The sequence below is a fragment of the Colwellia sp. 5_MG-2023 genome, assembly GCF_030547795.1.
In the GTDB taxonomy this organism is placed as follows: Bacteria; Pseudomonadota; Gammaproteobacteria; order Enterobacterales; family Alteromonadaceae; genus Colwellia.
On record NZ_JAUOPW010000004.1, the window covers coordinates 15,337 to 39,045 of the forward strand.

At 36.3% G+C, this 23,709-nt stretch carries 24 protein-coding genes; 11 read left to right on the forward strand and 13 right to left on the reverse strand.

What is annotated here, in order from left to right:
• From Q4496_RS04705 to tldD, 3 genes are read left to right on the forward strand one after another with little or no spacing between them, the layout of a single operon-like run.
• Positions 1-4,053 carry a YhdP family protein gene (locus Q4496_RS04705; RefSeq protein WP_303610005.1) on the forward strand — a complete coding sequence of 1,351 codons (4,053 nt, stop codon included), beginning with the start codon at positions 1-3 and terminating at the stop codon, positions 4,051-4,053.
• Positions 4,043-4,876, forward strand: coding sequence for a carbon-nitrogen hydrolase family protein (locus tag Q4496_RS04710; protein WP_303601244.1), 834 nt, complete (start codon positions 4,043-4,045; stop codon positions 4,874-4,876). Before Q4496_RS04705 ends, Q4496_RS04710 begins: the two co-directional genes overlap by 11 nt.
• Positions 4,877-4,894: 18 nt before the next feature.
• On the forward strand, positions 4,895-6,349 hold the full coding sequence (gene tldD / locus Q4496_RS04715; protein WP_303610006.1) for a metalloprotease TldD: 1,455 nt from the start codon (positions 4,895-4,897) through the stop codon (positions 6,347-6,349).
• A gap of 156 nt (positions 6,350-6,505) precedes the next feature.
• On the opposite strand, the gene yjgA is transcribed toward tldD, so the two are convergent.
• Positions 6,506-7,030, reverse strand: a complete 525-nt coding sequence (yjgA, locus tag Q4496_RS04720; protein ID WP_215973084.1) for a ribosome biogenesis factor YjgA — start codon at positions 7,028-7,030, stop codon at positions 6,506-6,508.
• Between the two features lie 151 nt (positions 7,031-7,181).
• Here yjgA and pmbA point away from each other — a divergent pair, with 151 nt between their 5' ends.
• Complete coding sequence (pmbA, locus tag Q4496_RS04725) at positions 7,182-8,561, forward strand: metalloprotease PmbA (protein WP_215973085.1); 1,380 nt, start codon at positions 7,182-7,184, stop codon at positions 8,559-8,561.
• 98 nt (positions 8,562-8,659) lie between these two features.
• On the opposite strand, the gene mgtE is transcribed toward pmbA, so the two are convergent.
• The 12 genes from mgtE to Q4496_RS04785 all read right to left on the reverse strand — a co-directional run bounded on the left by mgtE (position 8,660) and on the right by Q4496_RS04785 (position 18,476).
• The gene (gene mgtE / locus Q4496_RS04730; protein ID WP_215973086.1) at positions 8,660-10,018 is read right to left on the reverse strand and encodes a magnesium transporter; all 1,359 of its coding nucleotides are present in this window, start codon (positions 10,016-10,018) and stop codon (positions 8,660-8,662) included.
• A 327-nt stretch (positions 10,019-10,345) separates the two neighbouring features.
• A complete protein-coding gene (locus tag Q4496_RS04735; RefSeq protein ID WP_215973087.1) occupies positions 10,346-10,654 on the reverse strand; it encodes an HPr family phosphocarrier protein in 309 nt (102 codons plus the stop codon).
• 8 nt (positions 10,655-10,662) lie between these two features.
• Complete coding sequence (gene rapZ, locus Q4496_RS04740; RefSeq protein WP_215973088.1) at positions 10,663-11,517, reverse strand: RNase adapter RapZ; 855 nt, start codon at positions 11,515-11,517, stop codon at positions 10,663-10,665.
• Positions 11,518-11,587: 70 nt separating this feature from the next.
• Complete coding sequence (gene ptsN / locus Q4496_RS04745) at positions 11,588-12,040, reverse strand: PTS IIA-like nitrogen regulatory protein PtsN (protein ID WP_215973089.1); 453 nt, start codon at positions 12,038-12,040, stop codon at positions 11,588-11,590.
• Positions 12,041-12,057: 17 nt separating this feature from the next.
• On the reverse strand, positions 12,058-12,345 hold the full coding sequence (gene hpf / locus Q4496_RS04750; RefSeq protein ID WP_215973090.1) for a ribosome hibernation promoting factor: 288 nt from the start codon (positions 12,343-12,345) through the stop codon (positions 12,058-12,060).
• 44 nt (positions 12,346-12,389) lie between these two features.
• Entirely contained in the window at positions 12,390-13,901 is a 1,512-nt protein-coding gene (locus Q4496_RS04755; RefSeq protein WP_303601248.1) for an RNA polymerase factor sigma-54, read from the reverse strand.
• 84 nt (positions 13,902-13,985) lie between these two features.
• A complete protein-coding gene (gene lptB / locus Q4496_RS04760; protein ID WP_303601249.1) occupies positions 13,986-14,750 on the reverse strand; it encodes an LPS export ABC transporter ATP-binding protein in 765 nt (254 codons plus the stop codon).
• Positions 14,731-15,285, reverse strand: a complete 555-nt coding sequence (lptA, locus tag Q4496_RS04765) for a lipopolysaccharide transport periplasmic protein LptA (RefSeq protein ID WP_215973093.1) — start codon at positions 15,283-15,285, stop codon at positions 14,731-14,733. Before lptA ends, lptB begins: the two co-directional genes overlap by 20 nt.
• Positions 15,275-15,925, reverse strand: a complete 651-nt coding sequence (lptC, locus tag Q4496_RS04770) for an LPS export ABC transporter periplasmic protein LptC (RefSeq protein WP_215973094.1) — start codon at positions 15,923-15,925, stop codon at positions 15,275-15,277. The genes lptA and lptC overlap by 11 nt, the downstream gene beginning before the upstream one ends.
• A complete protein-coding gene (kdsC, locus tag Q4496_RS04775) occupies positions 15,922-16,497 on the reverse strand; it encodes a 3-deoxy-manno-octulosonate-8-phosphatase KdsC (protein WP_215973095.1) in 576 nt (191 codons plus the stop codon). Before kdsC ends, lptC begins: the two co-directional genes overlap by 4 nt.
• On the reverse strand, positions 16,498-17,463 hold the full coding sequence (locus Q4496_RS04780) for a KpsF/GutQ family sugar-phosphate isomerase (RefSeq protein ID WP_215973096.1): 966 nt from the start codon (positions 17,461-17,463) through the stop codon (positions 16,498-16,500).
• A 26-nt stretch (positions 17,464-17,489) separates the two neighbouring features.
• Positions 17,490-18,476 (reverse strand): calcium/sodium antiporter, encoded by a 987-nt coding sequence (locus tag Q4496_RS04785; RefSeq protein WP_303610007.1) that lies wholly within the window; start codon positions 18,474-18,476, stop codon positions 17,490-17,492.
• A gap of 224 nt (positions 18,477-18,700) precedes the next feature.
• On the opposite strand from Q4496_RS04785, the gene mlaF reads away from it, so the two are divergent.
• The 7 genes from mlaF (at position 18,701) to murA (ending at position 23,667) form a co-directional block, all read left to right on the forward strand.
• Positions 18,701-19,543: a phospholipid ABC transporter ATP-binding protein MlaF gene (gene mlaF, locus Q4496_RS04790; protein WP_215973098.1), complete on the forward strand. Its 843-nt coding sequence runs from the start codon at positions 18,701-18,703 to the stop codon at positions 19,541-19,543.
• A complete protein-coding gene (gene mlaE / locus Q4496_RS04795) occupies positions 19,540-20,319 on the forward strand; it encodes a lipid asymmetry maintenance ABC transporter permease subunit MlaE (protein WP_215973099.1) in 780 nt (259 codons plus the stop codon). Before mlaF ends, mlaE begins: the two co-directional genes overlap by 4 nt.
• 64 nt (positions 20,320-20,383) lie before the next feature.
• Positions 20,384-20,854, forward strand: coding sequence for an outer membrane lipid asymmetry maintenance protein MlaD (gene mlaD / locus Q4496_RS04800; RefSeq protein ID WP_215973100.1), 471 nt, complete (start codon positions 20,384-20,386; stop codon positions 20,852-20,854).
• Between the two features lie 26 nt (positions 20,855-20,880).
• A complete protein-coding gene (locus tag Q4496_RS04805; RefSeq protein ID WP_215973101.1) occupies positions 20,881-21,591 on the forward strand; it encodes a phospholipid-binding protein MlaC in 711 nt (236 codons plus the stop codon).
• Between the two features lie 49 nt (positions 21,592-21,640).
• Positions 21,641-21,946, forward strand: coding sequence for a lipid asymmetry maintenance protein MlaB (locus Q4496_RS04810; RefSeq protein ID WP_303495264.1), 306 nt, complete (start codon positions 21,641-21,643; stop codon positions 21,944-21,946).
• A 24-nt stretch (positions 21,947-21,970) separates the two neighbouring features.
• Positions 21,971-22,222, forward strand: a complete 252-nt coding sequence (locus tag Q4496_RS04815; protein WP_215973102.1) for a BolA family protein — start codon at positions 21,971-21,973, stop codon at positions 22,220-22,222.
• Between the two features lie 167 nt (positions 22,223-22,389).
• The gene (murA, locus tag Q4496_RS04820) at positions 22,390-23,667 is read left to right on the forward strand and encodes a UDP-N-acetylglucosamine 1-carboxyvinyltransferase (RefSeq protein ID WP_215973103.1); all 1,278 of its coding nucleotides are present in this window, start codon (positions 22,390-22,392) and stop codon (positions 23,665-23,667) included.
• Positions 23,668-23,709 lie beyond the last annotated feature (42 nt).

A 23,709-nucleotide genomic window follows, 5' to 3' on the forward strand; every position in this document is an offset into this window, starting at 1 on the left:
ATGTCGATTGCAAGCGTTTCTAACCGTTGGCTTAACCGTCTTTACAAAATACTAGCTATTATGCTGGTATTGCTAGCGGTATTGATTAGCGCGTTTCGCTTGTTCCTTCCTTATGTTGAAAACTATAAGCAAGATTTTCAAAATTATATAAATACAAAAAATAAAACCAACATTGTTATTGGTGGCTTAGGAATGAGCTGGCAGCTATCTGGACCAACATTAATCGCCAATAATGTTACTTTAGTGGAAACTAACGGTGCTTATGTTTATGTGGACCACTTAGAAGTTGAAATTGATTTTTGGGCAACGTTAACGAGACGCAATTTAATATCAAATAATTTAATACTTGATGGTGCGGTTGTTACATTACAAAAAAATATTTGGCGCACACAAGCAAAGGATGTTGGTGGTGCTCAACAGCTTGATGGTTTTGAAAGAATTACTGATATTTTTTTAAATCAGATTAATCGTTTTTCTCTAAAAAATAGTAATATTGCAATAGAAAATGAATCACTGACACAGCAGTTTAGAGTAAATAATTTAGATTGGTTAAACCTTGACGATCGTCATCAAGCGCAAGGTAATATCATTGTTGATGAATTAAGTTCAAACAATTTAAGCCTAAAAATAGATATTCATGGGCATTCAATTGATGAGTTGGAAGGGATTATTTATGTTGATGCTAATCACCTAGATATTACGCCTTGGCTTGATAATATTTTAACCATTGATAATGATAAAATTAAAACTGATATTAGTTTTTCAGCTTGGCTACAAGTGCATAATGGAGGTGTTGAACGTTTACAATTATCGTTAAATGATAATTTTATTAGTTGGCAGGAAAACACTCAAAATGATGATGAAATAGAGCAAAAATCTCATTTACTGAAGTTAAGTGCTGGTCAGTTATTACTCGTTGAAGGGAAAGAGCCTGAAAGTTTTAAGCTGTATAGTACACCTATGCTATTGCAATTAGATACAGATGCAGTAGAAGAATATACAGTACAAATGACTAAAACAGCTCAAGAATATTATATTTATCTCTCATATTTAGATCTATCTTTAATTAGTCACCTTTCACCCTTATTTATCGAGTCGCCAAGTAAACAAGCATTGATGTCTAACTTAAATATTAGCGGTCAAGCAAGGGATGCTTTTTTAAAAAAAACAGCACTCGATATTCAAGCTGTCGCTAATTTTAGCGATGTTTCGACTCATTACAGTCAAGGAATTCCGGGTGTTGATAATGTGTCAGGCTCGCTAAGTTATAATCAACAGCACTTAACTGTAGAGCTTGCTGCAGATCAGGGAGCCTTAGATTTTAATAAACATCTTGTAGCACCTGTCCCTTATGATTCATTGAAAGCGATAGTTGACTTATCCATTATGGATACAGGTTGGCGATTAAAGGTTAATGATGTTGAGCTTTCTTCCAGTGAATTAGTATTAGCTGCAGATTTAACCATAGATTCTCCAGTCAATAGTGCAATGACAATGGCGTTATTAGCGAATATCACTGATGGAGATGCTAGTAAAACAGGGCATTATTATCCACTAACAGCAATGAGTGATAATCTGGTTACTTATTTAAATAGCGCCTTAATTGATGGCAAAATTCATCAAGCTCAAGTGCTAATAAATGGAGAGTTAGGTAAATTTCCTTTTATTGATAATTCAGGCACATTCATCGTTGATGCTGAGTTAGAAGAAGCAAAATTTAAATTTAATGAGCGTTGGCCAACGATAGCGGATTTATCCGCAAATTTGAATTTTACTAATAATAGTATGTTAATTACTGGGCGTTCAGGTAGCTTGGCTGGGCTTAATGTAGCAGGCGTACAAGTTGCTATAGATGATTTAACTCATGATCCAGTGTTAACTGTAGATACCTTAATTGAAGATTCCGCTGCAACGAGTATTGCTAATTTAATGACGCAAAGCTCTCTTAAAAATAGTGTAGGTAGTGTTTTACAGCAATTAAACATTGGAGGAAAAGTTAACGGTGAGTTTCATTTAGCTTTACCAATTGGTGCACCTGACGGGGTAGTAGCTAGTGGTATTGTTAATTTTGCTAATAATACAGTTTCTTTACAAGCCCCTAGAATGGATTTTAAAAAAGTAAATGGGCAGTTAACGTTTGAAAATGATTTAATTACAACAAGTAATTTGTCACTAACTTGGCTTGGTTTACCGTTAGAAATAGCGGTAAATGGCATTGATAAAGCAGATTATTATGATACCAATATAACACTTAAAGCTGATTGGCATCACGATGCATGGTTACAGCATATATCTCCACATTTACAAAAATATTTTGATGGTCAACTACAGTTGCAAGGTGATTTATCTTTATATCAACACCATGGTGGAGGCTTTTCTTATCAATTAAATATTGATTCAAACCTTGAACCGTTAGAAATTAAGATTCCTGAGCCATATAACAAATTAGCTAAGATAAAGACACCTCTACAAATAGAGGTAAAGGGGCAATTAGAAGAGTCAGTTTTTAATGCAACCTATGGAGATAAACTCAGCTTTTTTGGTGTTTTAGATCATCGAACTAACCACTTTTCCAGAGCGCACATTGTTTTAGGCAATGAAAAAATGCTTTTACCAATGAATGGTTTTCATATTACTAGTGACTTAGAGGATGTGGTTGCAAGTGAATGGCAGCCTTTTATTGCTGATATTATTAATAGTACTTCGCAAGTGAAAAAGACGTTGAATGCTGACGGTACAATTGAGTCAACCACGGGTTTATTTTCTAACCCAGAGCGTATCCGAGGAACGATAGATAATTTAGCTGTGTTAGGGCAAAATTTACATAATGTATCTTTTAACTTATTAGATAAAACGCATTGGTGGTTATTGGAGCTTAATGCTAAAGAAACGCGTAGTCAGATTAAAATTTATCCTAATTGGCTAGAGCAAGGCCTTGATGTTAATGCCGATTTTCTTCACCTAACAAGTAAGACTGTAAGCTCTTTAAGTGAGGAGGTAACGCAAGAAGACGATAATAGCGTGGTAACTGAATTAACGAGTGAGAAGGTTTTTGCTAATATACCTAAAATGAATTTTGTCTGTGAGCGTTGTTTAATCGGTGACTTAAATTTAGGCAGTGTTAAATTCGATTTGTTACGAGCAGATAATAAGGTGATTAAAATTGAAAACTTCCAAGCTAAGCGTGAGCAAGCTGAGTTTAACTTATCAGGTGAATGGCAAAAGATAGGTGATATTTCAAAAACTACTGTTTCTGGAAGCTTGTCGTTAAAAAATATCGAATATGAATTAGAACAATTAGGGTATGCCTCTATTATACGTGATAGTGGTGGTAAACTTGATTTTAATTTGAATTGGCAAGGGGGTCCTCAGCATTTTGAATTAAGCCAACTTAATGGCGATCTTAAAGCGGATATAGACGATGGTTACTTAGCTGATGTAAGCGACAAAGCACGTATTTTTTCGGTATTAAGTTTACAGTCTATTGTTCGAAAGTTAACCTTAGATTTTAGAGATATCTTTAGCGATGGTATGTTTTATAAAGATATTGAGGGTGATTATCATATAAAAGAAGGTGTTTTATATACTGATAATACTCGCATGAATGGCTCTGCAGGAAATTTATATATTAAAGGTAATACTAGCTTTGTAAATAATACGCTTGATTATAAAATGTCCTATAAGCCTAATTTGACTTCTAGCTTGCCGGTACTTGCATGGATAGCAACATTAAACCCAGTTGTATTTTTAGCGGGCGTTGCAATAGATCAAGTTATTACTTCACAAGTTGTTTCTGAGTTTAACTTTGAGCTAACAGGTGATGTGAGTGATCCTAATTTTAAAGAAGTAAACCGTAAGAGCAGAGATGTCAGTGTTGGCCGTTCCACTCCCCCTGAGTTTGTTGATAATGTCGATAAGATAATAGTATCTCCAGAAGACAAAATAAATACTAAATCTTTTAAAGAACATCAGTCTCCTAGTTTGCTTGAACAAGAATATAAACAAGACCCATATAATGATAATAAACCATTAGAGGAGCTAAATGATGATTAAACTGAGTGCTATTCAGCTTAACTCTAAAGCTGATGTTAAGCACAACTTACAAGTTATAGAACAAAAACTTGTCAAGTTAACTAGCCAAAACACGCTAGCTACTTATGAGCAACATATTGTTGTTTTACCTGAATGTTGTTTATTTTTTGGTGCAAGAGATAATGCTCAGTTGTCGTTAGCCAAAGAGTCATCTGCTAATAATGACCTGCAAGTTGCATTAGGCGCTTTGGCAAAAAAGTATAAGGTCACCCTGATTGCCGGCTCCATTCCTCTGTTAACAGCTGAAGGAAACAAATTTACAAACAGTAGCTGTGCTTTTAATTCAAACGGAACATTAATAGGCCGTTATGATAAAATACATTTATTTGATGTAAATGTTGCAGATAGTGAGAAAACTTATTGTGAATCACGATTTACTCATGCAGGTAGCACCCCTTACATAGTAAAAACACCTACTGTAAATATAGGTTTAACGATATGTTTTGATTTACGTTTTCCAATGCTATTTCAAAGGCTAACAGCAATGGGAGCTGACATCATTACCGTGCCAAGTGCTTTTACGCGAGTTACAGGTAAAGCTCATTGGCAAACTTTATTGCAAGCAAGAGCGATAGAAAATCAAGTTTATATTATTGCTGCAGGACAAGAAGGCGTACACGAGAATGGAAGAGAAACTTGGGGGCATTCAATGATTATTAGCCCTTGGGGGGAAATTTTAGCTTCTATTGAAGAGGGAGAGGGAATTATTAGTAGTGATTTCCTCCCACAAGAAATTAAACGAATACGAGCAAGTATGCCATTAATGCATACTGCTAAAACCTAATGTTAAGTTGAGTGATAAATGAATAATGTTGAACAAGTTTTACTAGCTGATAGCCATATTGATGATGATATTTTATCTAAAACATTAAATAGTATGATGGGACGTCAAGTTGATTTTGCTGATCTTTATTTCCAATCTAGTCAGCATGAATCATGGATGTTAGAAGATGGCATAGTAAAAGAAGGCTCTTATAATATCGAGCGAGGCGTAGGTGTACGTGCTATATCAGGTGAGAAAACAGGTTTTGCTTATTCTGATGATATATCACCGTTAGCTTTACAAAAAGCGGCAGATGCAGCTAAAGGTATTGCTGATGCAGGGCAGGGCGGACAAGTTCAAGCGTTTAAACGTCAGTCTCCAATTAAGGTTTATCAGTCAGTAGAGCCATTAGGTAGTTTAACGCAAGAACAAAAAATTGATTTATTACATCAGGTTGAAGCACATGCTAGGCAAATTGATAGTCGAGTAAGTCAGGTAATAGTGAGCCTTTCAGGGGTTTACGAAAAAGTGTTAGTAGCAGCAAGTGATGGTACTTATGGTACTGATATTCGACCTTTAGTACGTTTGAATTGCTCTGTGTTAGTCGAAGATAACGGTAAACGTGAACGAGCAAGCTCTGGTGGTGGTGCTAGAACTGATTATAGTTACTTTTTTGAATCAGTATCAACGAATACAACGCAAGGAAAGCCTCGTTATTTAACTTACGCAGAAGAAGCAGTACGTCAAGCCTTGGTTAATTTGGTTGCTGTTGATGCACCTGCAGGCACTTTTCCTGTAGTACTTGGTGCAGGCTGGCCGGGTGTATTATTACATGAAGCGGTAGGTCATGGCTTAGAGGGGGATTTTAATCGTAAAGGCTCTTCAACTTTTTCAGGTAAAGTCGGTAGCAAGGTGTGCTCAGAGCTTTGTACTATTGTTGATGATGGTACTATGGCAAATCGTCGTGGCTCAGTGAATATAGACGATGAAGGTACCCCAGGACAATATAATGTGTTAATTGAAAAAGGAATTTTAAAGGGGTACATGCAAGATAAGCATAATGCTTCATTAATGGGCGTAAAACCAACTGGTAATGGCCGACGTGAATCATATGCTCACTTACCTATGCCGCGTATGACTAATACTTATATGTTAGCAGGAGAGTCTGCTCCTGAAGATATTATTAAATCAGTCAAAAAAGGAATTTATGCGCCTAATTTTGCTGGTGGACAAGTAGATATTACCTCAGGGAAGTTTGTCTTCACTAGCTCTGAAGCGTATTTAATCGAAAATGGAGAAATCACGACCCCTATCAAAGGAGCTACTTTAATAGGTAGTGGACCGGAAGCAATGAAAAATGTTTCTATGGTGGGTAATGATCTTCAACTTGATGCTGGCGTTGGGGTGTGTGGTAAAGATGGTCAGAGTTTACCTGTTGGTGTTGGGCAACCAACTTTGAGAGTAGATGGTATCACCATTGGTGGCACACAATAAATAAACAGTGATTAGTTACGAATTTAAAAAACGAAATATTTACCATATTTTGTTTTTTAAATTCGATGCTAATATGTTGCTTATAATGCTTTTATTTAGTGATTTTCGAAGGGATAATTCACCATTGTTAACTTATTTGTATTCAGCTTTACGTCACTAACTCATCTCTTTTAGGTAATCAAATAAGTTTCTGTAATGCTTACCCAATTTTTCGGCTTTTTTCTCTTTAGCGGCATTACGCACCAACTGCTTGAGTTTTTGACGATCCATTAGTGTAAATTCTGCTAATAAACTTTCAACAGCGTCGTTACCTTCTTCTATTAATTCATCTCTTAAATTTTCTAAACGGACAAACTTAGCAGTTGCTTGTTGATGCTTATTTGCCATAACGTCGATGGCTTGATGAATAGGCTCAAGATCAGTTTCGAGTAATATTTTTGCAATATGTCGAATATGACGACGAAGTGCTTCATGCTTGTTTCTAATTTTATCAGCTACAACCATTGCATCTTTTAAGTCGTCACTTAATGGAATTAAGCTACGTTGATGTTTGGACATTTCTACCAAAGATTGAGCGAAATCTTGTAATTGATGCATTTCCCTCTTTATTTCTGTTTTACTTTTTAATTCTTCGTCCATTTCTGGTGTTAAGTCGTCGATATCGTTGGCTGACTGGGGCATAATGGTTACTAATGTAATTTATATAAATATTACCTTTATTATAGCTTGAATTTAAATGCGCAAAAACTAATAAAGTAATATTTTGAATCTAAACCTTAGCTTAAATCTAATTTTAAACTCAAAACGCAGCAAATAAGTAGATAAAAACATTATGACGAAAGTAAACCAACCTGTGGATCCATTAATCGAACAACTTGGCCAAGTAAAAAATCGAGTGGCTAAAGTTCTTGAACTTGCTAAATCTTTAGGCGCAGATGGTGCTGAGGTAGCGATGAGTCGTCAACAAGGATTAAGTGTTGGCACTCGTCTTGGTGAAGTTGAAAATGTAGAGTTTACGAACGATGGTGCTTTAGGCATAACTGTTTATCAACAAGGCCGTAAGGGGAGCGCATCAACGGCTGATTTATCAGAAAAGGCACTGACTCAAGCGGTTGAAGCTGCTGTTAATATCGCTAAATATACATCTGTTGATGATTGCTCGGGTTTAGCTGATAAAGAATTGCTTGCAATGAAACCACTAGACTTAGATTTATATTACCCTAAAGATCTAAGCACTGAACAAGCGATAGAAATAGCAAAAGAATGCGAACGTAGTGCCTTAGACAGTGATAAACGTATAACCAATTCAGATGGCGCAAATTTAGATTGTTTTTCAGGTTTTAAAGTTTATGGTAATAGTCACGGGCAATTAGTTGATTATCCTAGTTCAAGACATAGTATAAGCTGCGTGGTGATTGCAGGGAATGGTGATGACATGCAGCGTGACTACGCTTATGACGTTAATCGTGACTTTTCATTATTAGATAGCGGTGTAGATATTGGCACCAAAGCGGCGAGCGAAGTTATATCACGCTTAAACCCACAAAAGTTATCGACTATGAAAGTTCCAGTATTGTTCCGCTCTGATATTGCGAATACAGTATGGGGACATTTTATTTCTGCAATTAGTGGTGGTAATTTATATCGTAAATCATCATTTTTACTGGATGCTATAGGTAAAGATGTTTTCCCTAACTTCTTGTCTATTCATGAGCGACCTCATATACCTAAAGCATTGGCAAGTAGTGCTTTTGATAGTGAAGGTGTGTTAACTAAAGACAGAGATATCATTACTAATGGTTCGCTACAAAGCTATCTTTTAACGAGTTATTCTGCTCGTAAATTAGGTTTAACGACTACCGGGCATGCTGGTGGAATTCATAATTGGTTAGTAAAAGATAAGAATGTTGCATCTAAAGGAAGTAAAGCTGCAGATTTTGATGCCATGTTAAAAACCTTAGGCACAGGCTTATTAGTTACTGAATTAATGGGACAAGGAGTAAACGTTGTGAATGGCGATTATTCTCGTGGAGCTGCAGGTTTCTGGGTCGAAAATGGAGAGATTGCTTATCCTGTAAGTGAAATTACTATTGCTGGTAATTTAGAACAAATGTTTAAAGGGATTATTGCCGTTGGCTCTGACCTTGATAAGCACGGTAGTATTAGTACTGGCTCAATACTCATTGATGAGATGCAAATAGCTGGTCAATAACTGAGCTTAATACGTTGTAATCAGAGCCCCTGTAACTGTAAACCGTATGCGTAGGATTTAGTCTGCACATACGGTTAATTGAATATAAAAGTAAAAGCTTAGGTTAAAAGTATTGTTGCGGTACCTAAAAAGGCAAAAATACCTACAACATCAGTAACCGTGGTAATAATAACGCTGCCAGCAAGTGCTGGGTCAATATTCAAACGCTTAAGTAATAATGGAATTGCGACCCCCGCTAAACCTGCGGCGGTCATATTCATCAGCATAGCAAAAGCTATGACAACGCCTAGCATTAAATCTTGTTTCCAAATAGCAACAACTGAAGCTATTAATAAAGCCCAAATTATGCCGTTGAGGAAGCCAATCGCGACTTCTTTATGTAATAGCGCGCGCGCATTACTATTACCAACATGGCCTAATGCCATACCACGTATAACTAAGGTTAAGGTTTGATTACCGGCTACGCCACCCATACTTGGCACCAACGAGTTAAGTACTGCTAGTATTGCTAATTGCTGAAATAACCCTTCGAACATACTTGTAACGGCTACTGCAAATAAGGCGGTAATTAAGTTAACCCCTAGCCATAAAGAGCGTTGTTTAGTACTTTTTAATACAGGAGCAAATGTATCGGCTTCATCATCTAAACCTGCCATACTCATCATAGAATGCTCTGCATCTTCACGAATTATATCAATAACATCATCAATGGTGATACGACCAAGTAAGTGACCTTTTTTATCAATGACAGGAGCAGAAAACCAGTCATGCTTTTCAAACAATTGCGCAACATCATGTTCACTCATATTAGCTTGTACAGCTTCTATTTCTGCATCAATCAACTTGGAAATGATAACCTCAGGTTTAGCGGTTATAATAGCGGCTAGTGACACAGCACCAATGAAGTGATTACTTCGGTCGACGACATAAAATGAGTCTGTTGCTTCAGGTAGTTGACCTTTTAAGCGTAAATAGCGTAATACTACGTCAACACTTACCTCAGGTTGTAGCGTAATGGTATCAGTGTTCATGATACCACCTGCTGTCTCTTTGTCATAAGATAGCGCAGTTTCTACCCGTGCTCTATCCTGAGAGTCCATAGAATCGAGAACTTTTCTATAAACAGTATCAGGTAAGGTACGTAACACTTCTGCTAGATCATCAACATCCATACCTTCAGCAACGGCAGCCAGTTTTTCAGGCTGCATGCTTTGTAAAATGCCTTTACGTACTTCTTCATTTAATTCTTCAAGTACTTCACCATGGTGTTCAGCATCAATAAGTTGCCATAATAATGCGCGACTCTTAGCTGGAGAAGATTCAAGGAATAGCGCGAGATCATAGGCAGACATGTCTTGTAATAATTTGCGTACATAGACAAACATACCACCATCAAGTGCTTCATTAATTTGGTGTAGTCTTTCTTGAATATATTCTTGTTCTATTAGATCCGGCATAGATATCTTACTTGAGCGTAGGGAATGATAAATACCAACGCTATTAAACACTTGAGAGTGGGTGTGTAATAGACTTAATATTTTTTATTATGGTTAAGTTTATCGTAACTTAGCGTTTCTTTCAGCTTTTTTACTTATTTAACTTGAACTTGGTTTAAGATATTTTTAATTAATTGAAAATATTAAGAATCTTACTTTTACTATACTCATGCTTGATAGTTTTCTACTTTTGACCTGCAAGCAGTAGGGAAAATCGAGCGTCAATAGCTAGTCTATCGCACGTAAATAGCTGTTTGAGGAATATTTATTAAGCCGATCTTGGGCTATTTATTCATCTTCATCAAACTTAGCTTCAATCAGCTGGCTTATAGCTTCTAATGCAGCGGGTGCATCGGTTCCTTGAGCGGTGACTGTTACATTTTTTCCTTGTCCACCAGCTAAGAGCATTATGGCCATTATGCTATTGGCGTCAGCTTCTTTTTCTTCTAATGATAGGGTTATTTGGGCGGAGAATTTCTGACAAAGTAAGGCTAATTTACTTGCAGCTCGGGCATGTAAGCCAAGTTTGTTAATTATAGTTAATTCTTTACTGACGATGATATCATCATGGTTCTTGTTATGCTTTTGAATAGACATAATGAGTTTTACTCTTTAATTTTCTTAATGTCTCGATGATGAGTTTGAACATGTTGTTGTTCTTTACTAAAGTTCTTTGCTAATAAATCAGCAATATAAACAGAGCGGTGTTTCCCACCCGTACAACCAATTGCAATAGTAACATAACTACGGTTATTGCGTTCTAGATGGGGTAACCAAGTCATCATAAAACTATTAATTTGCCAAATAAACTTTGTCACAATTGGCTGACTAGAAAGGAAGTCTTTTACTGGTTGCTCTAAACCTGTAAAAGGTTTTAGTTCAGTTTCCCAATGAGGATTAGGAAGAAAGCGTGCATCGAATACATAATCAGCATCAGCAGGAATACCGTGTTTAAAGCCAAAAGACTCGAAGACTAAAACCATTTTACCGGTTTTCTTTCCAAGAATTCTTTCTCGTACCAAGTCAGCTAATTGGTGCGGAGTTAGCTGGCTGGTATTGATATATAAGTCGGCATTGGTAGAAATAGGTGCTAATAGTTTCTTTTCGAGTGATATCGCTTGGTCTAGCGCAATATTCTCTTTAATTAGAGGATGTAAGCGCCTTGTTTCACTAAAACGACGAATAAGGTCATTGTCATCTGCATCTAAAAATAATGTCGTTACATCAACTGCATCAGGTAAATATTCAATGATCTCTACAATATCCTTAGGATTGTTAGGTAAGTTACGAACATCTAGGCTTACTGCAACATTGTCATAATCATTAATCACGGTATGGGTTAATGCAGGTAGTAAATTAACAGGAATATTATCAACACAATAATATCCTAAATCTTCTAATACTCTTAATGCAACTGATTTCCCTGAGCCAGAGCGGCCACTAACAATGATAAGTTTCATATTTTTAAGTTCCGCATGAATTAGCTATGCATTAGGTTTTATTGTGTAGAAATATATTTCAACTTATTGATTAAGCGGTTTGTTGAATAAGATCAAACATCTCTTGTTGGCTAGTGCATTTACGAACTTTTTTAGCTGTTTTGCGATCACTAAATAGTTTGGCAATACTTTGCAACGTTTCTAAATGCGCTTGCGTATTGTCTTCAGGTACAAATAGGCAAATAAATATATCAACAGGTCTATTATCAATTGCGTCGAAGTCAATTGCGTTTTCAGTAGTTAAAAACACGGCAATAGCTTTGTCTGTATTGTTTAGTCTGCCGTGAGGGATAGCGATACCGTTGCCGATACCAGTACTCCCCATTTTCTCTCTATTCATTAAGCTATCTAATAGATCTGTTGGGTTAGAGTCAATTAGTTCATTGGCGGCAAGTTGGCAAATTAGTTCAAGTAAACGCTTTTTGCTTTGAACTGGAACTGCACAACGTGTGCAGTTCAGTGTTAATATATTTTGTAGTGTCATAATTATAATGGATAAAACTAATGTTGTGTTATTTTGCCTTTGTATTTGAGTACTTGGCGATCTAGTTTATCCACCAAAGTATCTATCGAGGTATACATATCAGCACTTACTGCTGAAGCATGAATTTCACTGCCTTTTAAATGTATAGTTGCTTCAGCTATCTGTTCTAACTTTTCAACAGTCAAGACTACATGAACATTATTGATATGATCAAAATGTCGCTCTAATTTAGCTAATTTTGTTTCAACACAATCGCGTAATGATGACGTTACTTCTACATGGTGACCGGTAAGGTTAATTTGCATAAGTATGTTCCTTCTCTAGTTAATTCAGAAAATAAAGTCACAGGCTATAATAAACTCTTACGTTGGTTGGACGGTGGTATAGATAAGGATTCACGATACTTAGCTATAGTACGTCTAGCAACATTAATTCCTTGTTGTGCTAGTAAGTCTGCCATTTTGCTATCACTGAGCGGTTTAGCGGGTGTTTCTGCTAAAATGAGTTTTTTAATTAATGAACGTATGGCAGTTGATGAACATTCACCTCCATTTTCGGTACTAACATGACTTGAAAAAAAGTATTTTAATTCAAAAATACCTCTAGGCGTGTGCATATATTTTTGCGTAGTTACGCGAGATATAGTTGACTCATGCATATCCACGGCTTCAGCAATATCATTTAATACCATAGGTCGCATCGCTTCAGCGCCATGTTCTAAAAAGCCTTGTTGACGTTGTACAATGCAGTTAGATACTTTAAGTAAAGTATCATTACGTGACTCTAAACTTTTAATAAACCATTTAGCTTCTTGTAAGTTTGTTCGAATAAACTGTCCGTCATTACTAGAAGATTTTGTTGTTTTTGTCATGGCAGCATATTGTTGATTTACTGATAGCTTAGGAGCAGTATCAGGGTTTAATTCGACAACCCAACGACCATTTTTCTTTTCTACGGAAACATCAGGAATAACATATTGATCATCGCTTTTCACTACTGCATCACCAGGACGAGGATTTAAGCTCTGTATCAAACGCATTACTTCACGTAACTGTTCTTCTTTGAGGCGAGTTTTACGCATTAATTGTCGATAGTCACGATTACCGAGTAAGTCGATATGCTCGCCGATAATTAATTTACTTTCTTTTAAGTAAGGGGTTTCAGGATCAAACTGATTTAATTGAATAATTAAACAATCAGCGATAGAACGGGCTGCAACACCAACAGGATCAAAGACATTAATACGTTTTAATACCGCTTCGACTTCATCAAGTTCCAGTCCTTCTATACCAACACTTTCTAATATTTCTTCACTCGATACCGTAAGATAACCTGCTTCATCAACAGCCTCTATAATAGCGATAGCAACCGTGCGATCAGTTTCTGAAAATGGCGTTAATTCCATTTGCCATAAAAGGTGATCTTGTATTGAATCGATCGTTTCACCTTGATAGGTGTAATCTTCACTTGGGCTACTAATTGCCCCTGTATTTGACGTACCAGCACTGTAACTTTCTTCCCAAGTTGTATCAATGTTCAACTCTTCTGGTATGTCATTTTTCTCCATTGCTTCTGTTGTACTTATCTCATCAATAGAGGCTGATGAATCTTCACTTCCATCACTGGTAGATCGTTCTGTGATGGTGGCTGAAAAAGCTTCTTCAAGTTTATCTCTACTATCCTCTGAATTATTATCTGAGGTTTCTTGATCATTAATTTCAAGCAGAGGATTACTTTCAAGTACTTCTTGAATTTCTTGTTGAAGCTCTAACGTCGATAACTGCAAAAGCTTTATAGCTTGTTGCAGTTGTGGCGTCATGGTTAGTTGTTGTCCTATCCGGAGTTGCAGAGTTGGGCGCATCTACGTTGTCTTAATTCCTGTTATTATTGTTTATAGTTACTAACTTAGAGCAAGTATAGTCTACGAATTTATTATATATGTTAACTATAGCGTGAATTGCTCGCCTAGGTATACATCTCTTACCTTTTGATTAGCAAGAATTTGATTAGAATCTCCTTCTGCTATTATTTCACCGTGACTAACAATGTAAGCATGCTCACATACATCAAGTGTTTCACGAACATTGTGGTCAGTTATTAAGATACCAAGACCACGGTTTTTAAGATGAATAATTATTTTTTTTATGTCGCCGACAGAAATAGGGTCAACACCTGCAAAAGGTTCATCAAGTAATATAAATTCAGGATCTGCTGCTAAAGCACGGGCTATTTCTACGCGTCTTCTTTCCCCTCCTGATAAACTCATACCTAAATTATCTTTAATATGGCTGATATTAAATTCTTCTAAGAGGTGCTCTAATTTTGTTTGCCTTTCATTTTCATTAAGGCCTTTTCGAATTTGTAATATTGCCATAATATTTTCAGTAACGGTTAGTTTTCTAAAAATAGAGGCTTCTTGAGGTAAATACCCAATACCTCGACGTGCGCGTTCATGCATAGGCGATAGTGTTACATCTTCGTCATTCAGCATTATTTGGCCATTATCATTGGGTACTAAGCCAACAATCATGTAAAAAGAAGTCGTTTTTCCTGCTCCATTAGGCCCCAGTAAGCCAACAATTTGTCCTGAGCTTACCGCTAAACTAACGTTTTTAACAACTTTTTTGCTTTTGTAAGCTTTTGATAGGTTTTTAGCTATCAAAGTCGAATTATTAGCTTCGCCGTTATTATTATTGCTTGTTACTGTCATTACTTTTCTTATCTTGTTGAGCTTTTATTTGAGCTGGCTGCAAAACAGTGGTTACTGAATCATTATCACTACTGATAGCTTCCAATTTCTCATTTAGCGTATTGTAAGTGATTATTTCTCCTGTCACTTTACTACCTGCTTGTTGTACTTGCGCATTACCTGAGATGGTAATGATATTTTGATCTGGTTGATAGGTTATCTCATTAGCTTGCAAGCTGATTAAACTACCATCTTCTAATTGTTGTTTGAAAACAGCAGGTTCACCTTTGGCAAGGTAAGTGTCTTGTTTTTGTTGAGTTTTATCATCAACTTTACTGTAAACTTGAACAATATCAGCACTAATCGAAATAGAGCCTTGGTTTATACTAACGTCATCTAAATAACTCGCTATTTTATTTTTTAAATCAGCTGATTGACGTTTCGATTTTATCGTGATTTCTTGTGTGAGATCTTTCTTAGCCGCGCATACTGGAAGTGCTAACGAGAGCAGTAATGAGCTTAATAAGAAACCTTTGCTAATTTTTTTAATTGTCATTTAGAGGGTAACCATTATTTTTTTTGTAAATAGTACGTACATGTTCGGTTAATGTCATCTGTTTAGTGTTTAAGTCAATTATTAAACCTGAGCCATACATAGTGAAGTCTTTTCCTTGCACCATTACCGTTTGATCTGAGCTAATGATATTAGTATTTAAATCAAGCTCTAAATATTTGCAATGAATTTCTTGTATTAAACTATTTTTATCAGTTGCACTTAAGTGTACTCGATGATTTAAAATAACCCTATTATTTTTATATAGCGTTGCTTCTTTAGCGCTAAGCTTCCATGGTGCATTTTTTGTTAGTTTGTTACTCGAGCTATTTTCATTTGCTAAATCGGAGCCGTCAATATTATCTTTCGATGATGCTTGGGGATACAATGTGTACTTAGGTAGCTCGAAGTGTGTTAGTTCAAGTTTGGCATAATGCTCCATTCTCTTAGCAATAATAGCATGTGAAAGTACGCCTGAATCGGTGTAAATATCAGTTTTAAGTGCTTCCGCTATAAAGTCAGGTGTGAGTTCACTGTCGATGACTTCACCTGGTATTATTTTTGACTGTCGCCATTCGATTATTCCATAAACCGTAGCGGCCAATAGCAAGATTAAAAAGGCTAAAAAATTTATCCGTGTCATACACTCGCGCCTGTAGCATTATCAATAGTGTCTTGACATTGCATTATCAAGTCGCAAACTTCTCGTACTGCGCCGAAACCACCATTAATAAAGCTTGTATAATTAGCTTTTGCTGATACAGCTGGATGTGCATCAGACACAGCAATACCTAAACCAACGTGTAAAATACATGCTAAGTCTGGAATATCGTCTCCTATGTAAGCTACTTCATCAGGGGTTAAATTAAGTTTTTGAATTAAAGTCATCAGTGCAGGCAATTTATCTTCTTGCCCTTGTATAATGTGTTTAACATTTAAAGCTGACATCCGGTTAGCTACAATAGCTGAACGTCTACCAGTGATTATTGCAACCTCTACACCACTATTACCAAGTGCTTTTATTCCAAAGCCATCTTTAGTATGGAATGCTTTAAGTTCTTCGCCATCATTACCTAAATAAATACGACCATCTGAAAAAACACCATCAACATCACAAACAAGTAATTTAATTTTTTTGGCTCGTTCTAATACGTTTAGTGATACATCACCATAAAGTGTATTAGAATTTTGAATAGTATTAGTGATATTTTCCATTTAAAGAACTCCTGATCTTAGTAAGTCATGCATATTCATTGCACCAATAGGTATTTGTTTTTCATCAACGATAATCAAACCATTGATTTTTTTATCTTCCATTATATTTAGCGCTTGCGCTGCTAACATGTCTGCTTGTGCTAAAGTTGGGAATTTAGTCATAACGGTTGTTATATTGTCCCGATGAATATCAATTTGTAAATCAAGAATTCTCCGTAAATCACCATCAGTAAATAAACCAACAAGTTGCTTATGTTTATTAACAACGGCGGTCATGCCTAAGCCTTTAAGTGACATTTCCACTAATGCGTCTTTTATCAATGCATCTTCTGAAATAATAGGAATACGATCGCCTTGATGCATAATATCACTCAAGCGAAGTAATAAACGTTTACCTAAACTACCACCAGGGTGAGATAAAGCAAAGTCATCTGCGGTAAACCCACGAGCATTAAGTAGAGCAACGGCAATAGCATCGCCCATTACTAATGTTGCAGTAGTACTGGACGTTGGAGCTAATCCTAATGGGCAAGCTTCAGCCGAAACCTTGATACAAATATGTGTATCAGCTAATTTGGCTAATGTAGAGTTGATATTGCCCGTCATAGCGATGAGTGTTGCCCCAATGCGTTTTATCACAGGCGTAATCGCGAGAACTTCGCCTGTTTCACCTGAATTAGAAATTGTTAGTACAACATCGTCTTTGGTGATCATACCCAGATCACCATGACTGGCTTCACTTGGGTGAACAAAAAAAGCAGGGGTGCCCGTACTTGCTAATGTGGCTGCTATTTTACCGCCAATATGTCCCGACTTCCCCATACCAATAACAATAACACGGCCTTGGCAGTTAAACATTAATTGACAGGCGTATTCAAAGTTATGGTCAATATATTGCAATAACTCTTTAATTGCTTGTTGTTCAATGTTAATTACATTTTTAGCAAGTTTTTTAAAGTTTTTCATGGCTCAGCTTAAACTAATATTTTGTGCTAGTTAATGGTTGTTTGGCTATAAAGTAATGCTTGATAACCACAAAAACACATTAATAATAATGCACCTTTTATGCGGGTAAGTCTAAAGCAGCCCGCTTTACGGCTAAAACACAGTAAAAATAGTAACCCTGTGATTGCGAGCATAATAGGAATGTCGCGAATCGATGCTTCAGGATTTATTGGGCCTGGTGCGATAATACCTGCAAAAGGCAATACTGCTAGTATGTTAAAGAGGTTAGAGCCGACAATATTCCCCATCGCTAAGTCATCTTCTTTCTTTAAGATGCTCGCAATACTTGCTGCTAATTCAGGCAAGCTTGTGCCAATAGCAATAATAGTTAAACCAATAACAAGATCACTAATACCATAGGCTTTTGCAATAAATATTGAAGAATCAACAAGGAAGTGAGCGCTTAATACTAATAAAACAATACCAACGATTAACCAGAAAATAGATTTGGATGTACTTGTTGCTTCTGGTATATCTTGTTCAGCTTCAATAATTAAAGGGTCATCAATTTTGTTGGCTTTTCGTTGTCGCATGGCCTTGATTAATAAAATTGATATAAAACCGAAAAAACTCACCATTAAAATAATACCTTCAGTCAAACTAAAGAAATTATCAGAAATCATCCAGTAAGCTACTAAAGAAAATAGCAATAAAAGTGGCAATTCTTGTTTAATGGTTGAAGAGGATACCATTAGGGGTTTTATTAAGACGCTAAGACCTAACACTAGTGCTATATTGGTAATATTTGAACCAACCGCGTTACCAATGGCTGTATCAGGGCTTCCTTGCAAAGATGCTGCCGCAGCTACCATCATTTCGGGAGCTGATGAGCCCATGGCAACTATCGTTAAACCAATGATCATTGGTGAAACGCCTATATTTCTTGCTAATGATGATGCACCTAAAACAAATTTATCCGCACTCCACACGAGTACAGTAAGGGCAATTAATAATATTCCAACGTGTTCTAACATTTATGACTCCAGTTTTGAGGTGCAAATTGTCGCTGTTTGTAGCAGAAAAAAAAAGGAATTAATTCGATTAAAAGAAAATAAGCGATATAAAAAGCTAAAAACATCCCTTTTTACATTTTCTAACACTTAATGATGCTTATTATTCACTAAATTGTGAATTTTTAGTGAAGAATTTGAGGTGGTCAGGTAAAATCGTTTTTAATCAATAAGGCATAATTAATAATATGATCGAAAACGATAAGCATGAGAATTTAGTTGATATACATAATCTAACCTTTAAACGAGGTGAGCGGGTTATTTATAATGATATAAGTTTGTCTATACCTACAGGTAAAGTTACCGCCATTATGGGGCCAAGTGGTATTGGCAAAACTACTTTATTACGTTTAATTGGCGGGCAGATTAAACCTGAATCTGGAAAAATCTTATTTGCAGGTAATGATATTCCACAGCTTTCTCGAAAAAATCTATATGAAACGCGTAAACGTATGAGCATGCTTTTTCAAAGTGGCGCGCTTTTTACAGATATGAATGTTTATGACAATATTGCTTTTCCTATTCGTGAACATAGTCAGTTACCTGAAGCTATAATTGAAAAAATAGTATTGATGAAACTTGAAGCCGTAGGATTACGCGGTGCACGAGATTTACATCCTAATGAACTCTCTGGTGGTATGGCTCGACGTGTTGCTTTAGCACGTGCAATAGCACTTGATCCTGAATTAATTTTATACGATGAACCTTTTGCGGGACAAGATCCGATATCTATGGGGGTAATTGTTCGTTTAATTCGTTCGTTAAGCGATGCTTTAGGTTTAACATCTGTTGTTGTGTCTCATGATGTACCAGAAGTAATGAGTATTGCTGACTACATTTACATTATTGCGGAACAAAAAATTATTGGTCAAGGAACTCCTGATCAAATTAGAAATCATAACTCTTCATTGGTTAAACAGTTTGTGCATGGCGAGGCTGATGGCCCAGTGCCTTTTCACTTTGAAGCGCCTAATTATCAAAATGAATTAATTAAAGGTTCAAACGCGTTAAGCGAAAGAGGGAAGCGTTGATGAATCAATTACAGCTATTAGGTAGAAATACTTTAGCGTTAATTAGTGGGTTAGGGCGGGCAGTTATTGTTTTACTCTCGGCATTACTTCATATCCCTAACATTCGCAAAGGAACGCCACTGTTAATAAACCAATTGTACAGTATTGGTGTGATGTCATTAGTTATTACGGTTGTTTCTGGTGGCTTTATCGGTATGGTGCTAGCGTTACAAGGCTATACCATCTTGGTGAGTTATGGTGCAGAAGCAAGTCTTGGACCTATGGTTGCCTTATCCTTGCTGCGTGAATTAGGTCCTGTCGTTGCTGCGTTATTGTTTGCTGGCCGTGCTGGTTCAGCACTGACAGCTGAAATAGGCTTGATGAAAGCGACTGAACAATTATCAAGTTTAGAAATGATGGCAGTAGACCCTTTACGCCGTGTGATTGCTCCACGGTTTTGGGCTGGATTTATTAGCTTACCGCTATTAGCCGCTATATTCTCTATGGTGGGGATATTAGGAGCCCATTTAGTTGGTGTTGACTGGTTAGGAGTTGATTCAGGTACTTTTTGGTCTGTTATGCAGGCGCAGGTAGATTTTAATAAAGATATTTTAAATGGTATTATCAAAAGTGTAGTTTTTGCTTTTGTTGTTACTTGGATTGCTGTTTATAAAGGGTTTGATTGTGAACCTACCTCTGAAGGTATTTCAAGAGCCACAACTTCAACTGTGGTACAATCATCGTTATTAGTCTTAGCACTCGATTTTGTTTTAACGGCATTGATGTTTGCAAGGTAATATTGATTGTGAATACCTGCTTTGTTTGGGTGTTAAGTAAATTTAAAAGGCGTTTGGTGAAAACATGTTGTCAAAAAAAGTAGAGTTATTGGTAGGTTTTTTTGTTGCTTTAGGTATTGCTGCATTACTTGTGTTGGCACTTAAAGTTGCTAATACGGGGATGTCGGGGGGAGGTGAGCATTACAACCTTTTCGCCAAGTTTGATAATATTGGTGGATTAAAAGTTCGTTCTCCTATTAAAGTAGGTGGCGTTGTTGTAGGTCGTGTTAGTGATATCTCTCTTGATGAAACAGATTATACGCCTGTGGTTACATTAGAGATTTACAGTAAATATAATCAATTTTCAGAAGCAACGTCAGTCGCTATTTTAACTGCTGGATTATTAGGTGAACAATATATAGGCCTTCAACCTGGCTTTATGATTGAATCGTTAGATATTCTTCAACCCAATGACTTTATTGAAGATACCAAACCTGCTTTAGTTTTAGAAGAATTAATAGGGCAGTTTTTATTTAGCCAAGGAAGTGGTGATTAGTAATGAAAGAGGAAAAAGTCCATAAAATGATAAATTTAAAAACCACATTATTTCTTGTTGTTATTTTATCTTGTTTATCAATACAAAGCAGCTTTGTATTTGCAGCTCAACAAGCAACGAATAATATAGAAGATGAAGAAACAGAAGACTTTGTTGATGCGTCTCGTATTTATGTCGATAAAAAAGACCCATATTTAATGATCAAGGAAGTTGCCGGTAATACCTTTAAGCGCTTTGCTGATGAACAACAAGCAATAAAAGCTGACCCAAATATTATTAAGAATATTGTTCGTGAAGAATTAATGCCTTACATTAATTATCAATATTCAGCATTTAAAGTTATTGGTAAGCATTTAAAGAATACTACCGAGCAAGAACGAAAAGAGTTTGTGCCGGTTTTTAGAGAGTACTTAATTACTTCTTATGCACAAGTTTTTACCTTATATGATAATCAAGTTGTGGAATTCTCTCCAGCTAAGGACTTTGCTGATAATAAAATTGTTGCAGTAGATACTCGTATTATTATGCCAGATAGAGAAAATATTGATGTTTCATTTAAAGTAAGAAAAAATAGAAAAACAGATGAATGGAAAGCCTTTGATATGATAGCAGAAGGTGTTAGTTTACTCGACAGTAAACAGGCTGAATTAGGCGGAGTTATTCGTCAAAAAGGCTTGCCCCATGTTACCGAGCTATTAAGAGAGAAAAGTGAGCGAGATATTGTTTTTAAAGACTAATTTGTCACGATAAAACATTAAGATAACCTCAGTAAATGGCGAAAAATTTGTGGATAAAATTACGTTAAATGTAACTGAAGATAATGGCGTGTTAGTTGGTGAATTAACACGACAAACAGTGATGCAAATATCTAAAAAAAGTATTAAGCAGATCATTACCCAGCAATCTTTAGTGATAGATTTACAACAAGTTACTCGAATTGATACGGCAGGGCTTGCTTGGCTTTTCTATTTATTAGAACAAGCGAATAGCAGTCGTTGTCAATTATCTTTTAGTAACATCCCAACAAAACTAAAAAATTTAATTAGCTTAAGTGGTGTAGAGGGTTTTCTACCTCTCGCTAACAAAAGCTAAGAATACCAGATTAAGGAATACCCTTTGGAAGTAATAGAAATAGAAAAATTGATAAATGACGCGCTAGAGCTTGATGAACTATTGGTTAAATTTGATGGTTCACAATGTAGTGTTATTGCCGTTGCTGATATGTTTGGAGAATTATCTCGCGTTAAACGACAACAAGTTGTTTTTGCAGCTCTAGCTGATGCGATTAAAGATGGCAGTATACATGCAGTAACAGTAAAAACTTTTACTACTGCGCAATGGCAACGTGATAAATTATTCAATATGTAAGAGTTGTGCCTAATACGATTAATCCTAGTTGGTATTCAAACGTAATTCAAAACAATTTAGTACTCTAGAAACCTACAATGGTTGTGAGACAAATTGTTTAATAAGTAAAGGCATGCAATACTAGTTAAGTATTTATCCATTCATTTTTTAAGTAAGAAGTAAGCATTTTGGACGCATTTAAAGTTATTGGTGGCAAGCCACTACATGGTGAAGTTACTATCTCTGGGGCTAAGAACGCCGCACTCCCTATTTTAATGTCAGCACTGTTATCAAAAACGCCTATTGTTTTTAGTAATGTACCTAAGTTAAATGATATTTTAACAACAGTAAAATTATTAGGTCAATTAGGTGCTAAGACACAATGGTTAGCTGAAGATAAATTAGAAATAGATGCGAGTAATATCACTCAGTGTTGTGCTCCTTATGATCTTGTTAAAACGATGAGAGCCTCTATCTTAGTGCTTGGTCCATTGCTTGCCCGTATGGGGCATGCTGAAGTTTCATTACCTGGAGGATGTGCTATTGGTGCCCGCCCTGTGAATTTACATATTCAAGGTTTAAAAGCGATGGCTGCCGATATAGATGTAGAAAATGGCTATATTGTTGCGAATAAAGAAGGTCGTTTAACTGGCGCTAATATCTTTATGGATGTGGTCAGTGTTACCGGCACTGAAAACCTAATGATGGCTGCAGCATTAGCTGATGGCGTTACTATTATTGAAAATGCGGCGCAAGAGCCTGAAATTGTAGATTTAGCTAACTGCTTAATTAGTATGGGAGCAAAAATTTCGGGTGCTGGCACTAATACACTAACCATTGAAGGAGTTAGTGAATTATGTGGTAGTGAATATAGTGTTATGCCTGATCGAATTGAAACCGGTACTTTTTTGGTTGCTGCAGCGGTTACTCAAGGAAAAGTAAGGTGTTTAAATACTGACTCGAGTGGCTTAGAAGCTGTATTGTCTAAACTCACTGAAGCTGGTGCTGTTATTAGTATTGGTGAAAATAGCGAAGGTGAAGAATGGATTGAGTTAGCAATGACTCAAAAACCAAAAGCAGTTAGTGTTAAAACTGCGCCACACCCTGCATTTCCAACAGATATGCAAGCGCAATTTATGACTTTGAATGTATTAGCACAAGGTACAGCAACGGTAATCGAAACTATTTTTGAAAATAGATTTATGCATGTACCTGAGTTACAAAGAATGGGAGCAGACATTACCCTTGAAGGTAATACTGCCATTGTAAAAGGTGTTAATTCATTAAACGGTGCACAAGTGATGGCAACAGATTTACGTGCTTCTGCAAGTTTAGTTATTGCCGGTTTAGTAGCAGAAACTCCCACTCAAGTTGACCGTATTTACCATATCGATCGCGGTTACTTAAAAATAGAAGATAAATTACAAGCTTTAGGTGCAGATATTACTCGTATTAATATTGATTAATAAGAGTGGCATTACCGTAAAATCCTATTGATTTTATTGTAA

Coding starts and splice junctions, on each gene's coding strand:
- Q4496_RS04735 (WP_215973087.1), bottom strand. CDS start 10,654: ATGTCTATTCAAAAGCATAACAAGAACCATGATGATATCATCGTCAGT.
- rapZ (WP_215973088.1), bottom strand. CDS start 11,517: ATGAAACTTATCATTGTTAGTGGCCGCTCTGGCTCAGGGAAATCAGTT.
- yjgA (WP_215973084.1), bottom strand. CDS start 7,030: ATGCCCCAGTCAGCCAACGATATCGACGACTTAACACCAGAAATGGAC.
- Q4496_RS04705 (WP_303610005.1), top strand. CDS start 1: ATGTCGATTGCAAGCGTTTCTAACCGTTGGCTTAACCGTCTTTACAAA.
- tldD (WP_303610006.1), top strand. CDS start 4,895: ATGAATAATGTTGAACAAGTTTTACTAGCTGATAGCCATATTGATGAT.
- Q4496_RS04785 (WP_303610007.1), bottom strand. CDS start 18,476: ATGTTAGAACACGTTGGAATATTATTAATTGCCCTTACTGTACTCGTG.
- kdsC (WP_215973095.1), bottom strand. CDS start 16,497: ATGGAAAATATCACTAATACTATTCAAAATTCTAATACACTTTATGGT.
- mgtE (WP_215973086.1), bottom strand. CDS start 10,018: ATGCCGGATCTAATAGAACAAGAATATATTCAAGAAAGACTACACCAA.
- lptC (WP_215973094.1), bottom strand. CDS start 15,925: ATGACACGGATAAATTTTTTAGCCTTTTTAATCTTGCTATTGGCCGCT.
- Q4496_RS04780 (WP_215973096.1), bottom strand. CDS start 17,463: ATGAAAAACTTTAAAAAACTTGCTAAAAATGTAATTAACATTGAACAA.
- lptA (WP_215973093.1), bottom strand. CDS start 15,285: ATGACAATTAAAAAAATTAGCAAAGGTTTCTTATTAAGCTCATTACTG.
- Q4496_RS04805 (WP_215973101.1), top strand. CDS start 20,881: ATGATAAATTTAAAAACCACATTATTTCTTGTTGTTATTTTATCTTGT.
- ptsN (WP_215973089.1), bottom strand. CDS start 12,040: ATGACACTACAAAATATATTAACACTGAACTGCACACGTTGTGCAGTT.
- Q4496_RS04710 (WP_303601244.1), top strand. CDS start 4,043: ATGATGATTAAACTGAGTGCTATTCAGCTTAACTCTAAAGCTGATGTT.
- mlaD (WP_215973100.1), top strand. CDS start 20,384: ATGTTGTCAAAAAAAGTAGAGTTATTGGTAGGTTTTTTTGTTGCTTTA.
- lptB (WP_303601249.1), bottom strand. CDS start 14,750: ATGACAGTAACAAGCAATAATAATAACGGCGAAGCTAATAATTCGACT.
- Q4496_RS04755 (WP_303601248.1), bottom strand. CDS start 13,901: ATGCGCCCAACTCTGCAACTCCGGATAGGACAACAACTAACCATGACG.
- hpf (WP_215973090.1), bottom strand. CDS start 12,345: ATGCAAATTAACCTTACCGGTCACCATGTAGAAGTAACGTCATCATTA.
- mlaF (WP_215973098.1), top strand. CDS start 18,701: ATGATCGAAAACGATAAGCATGAGAATTTAGTTGATATACATAATCTA.
- pmbA (WP_215973085.1), top strand. CDS start 7,182: ATGACGAAAGTAAACCAACCTGTGGATCCATTAATCGAACAACTTGGC.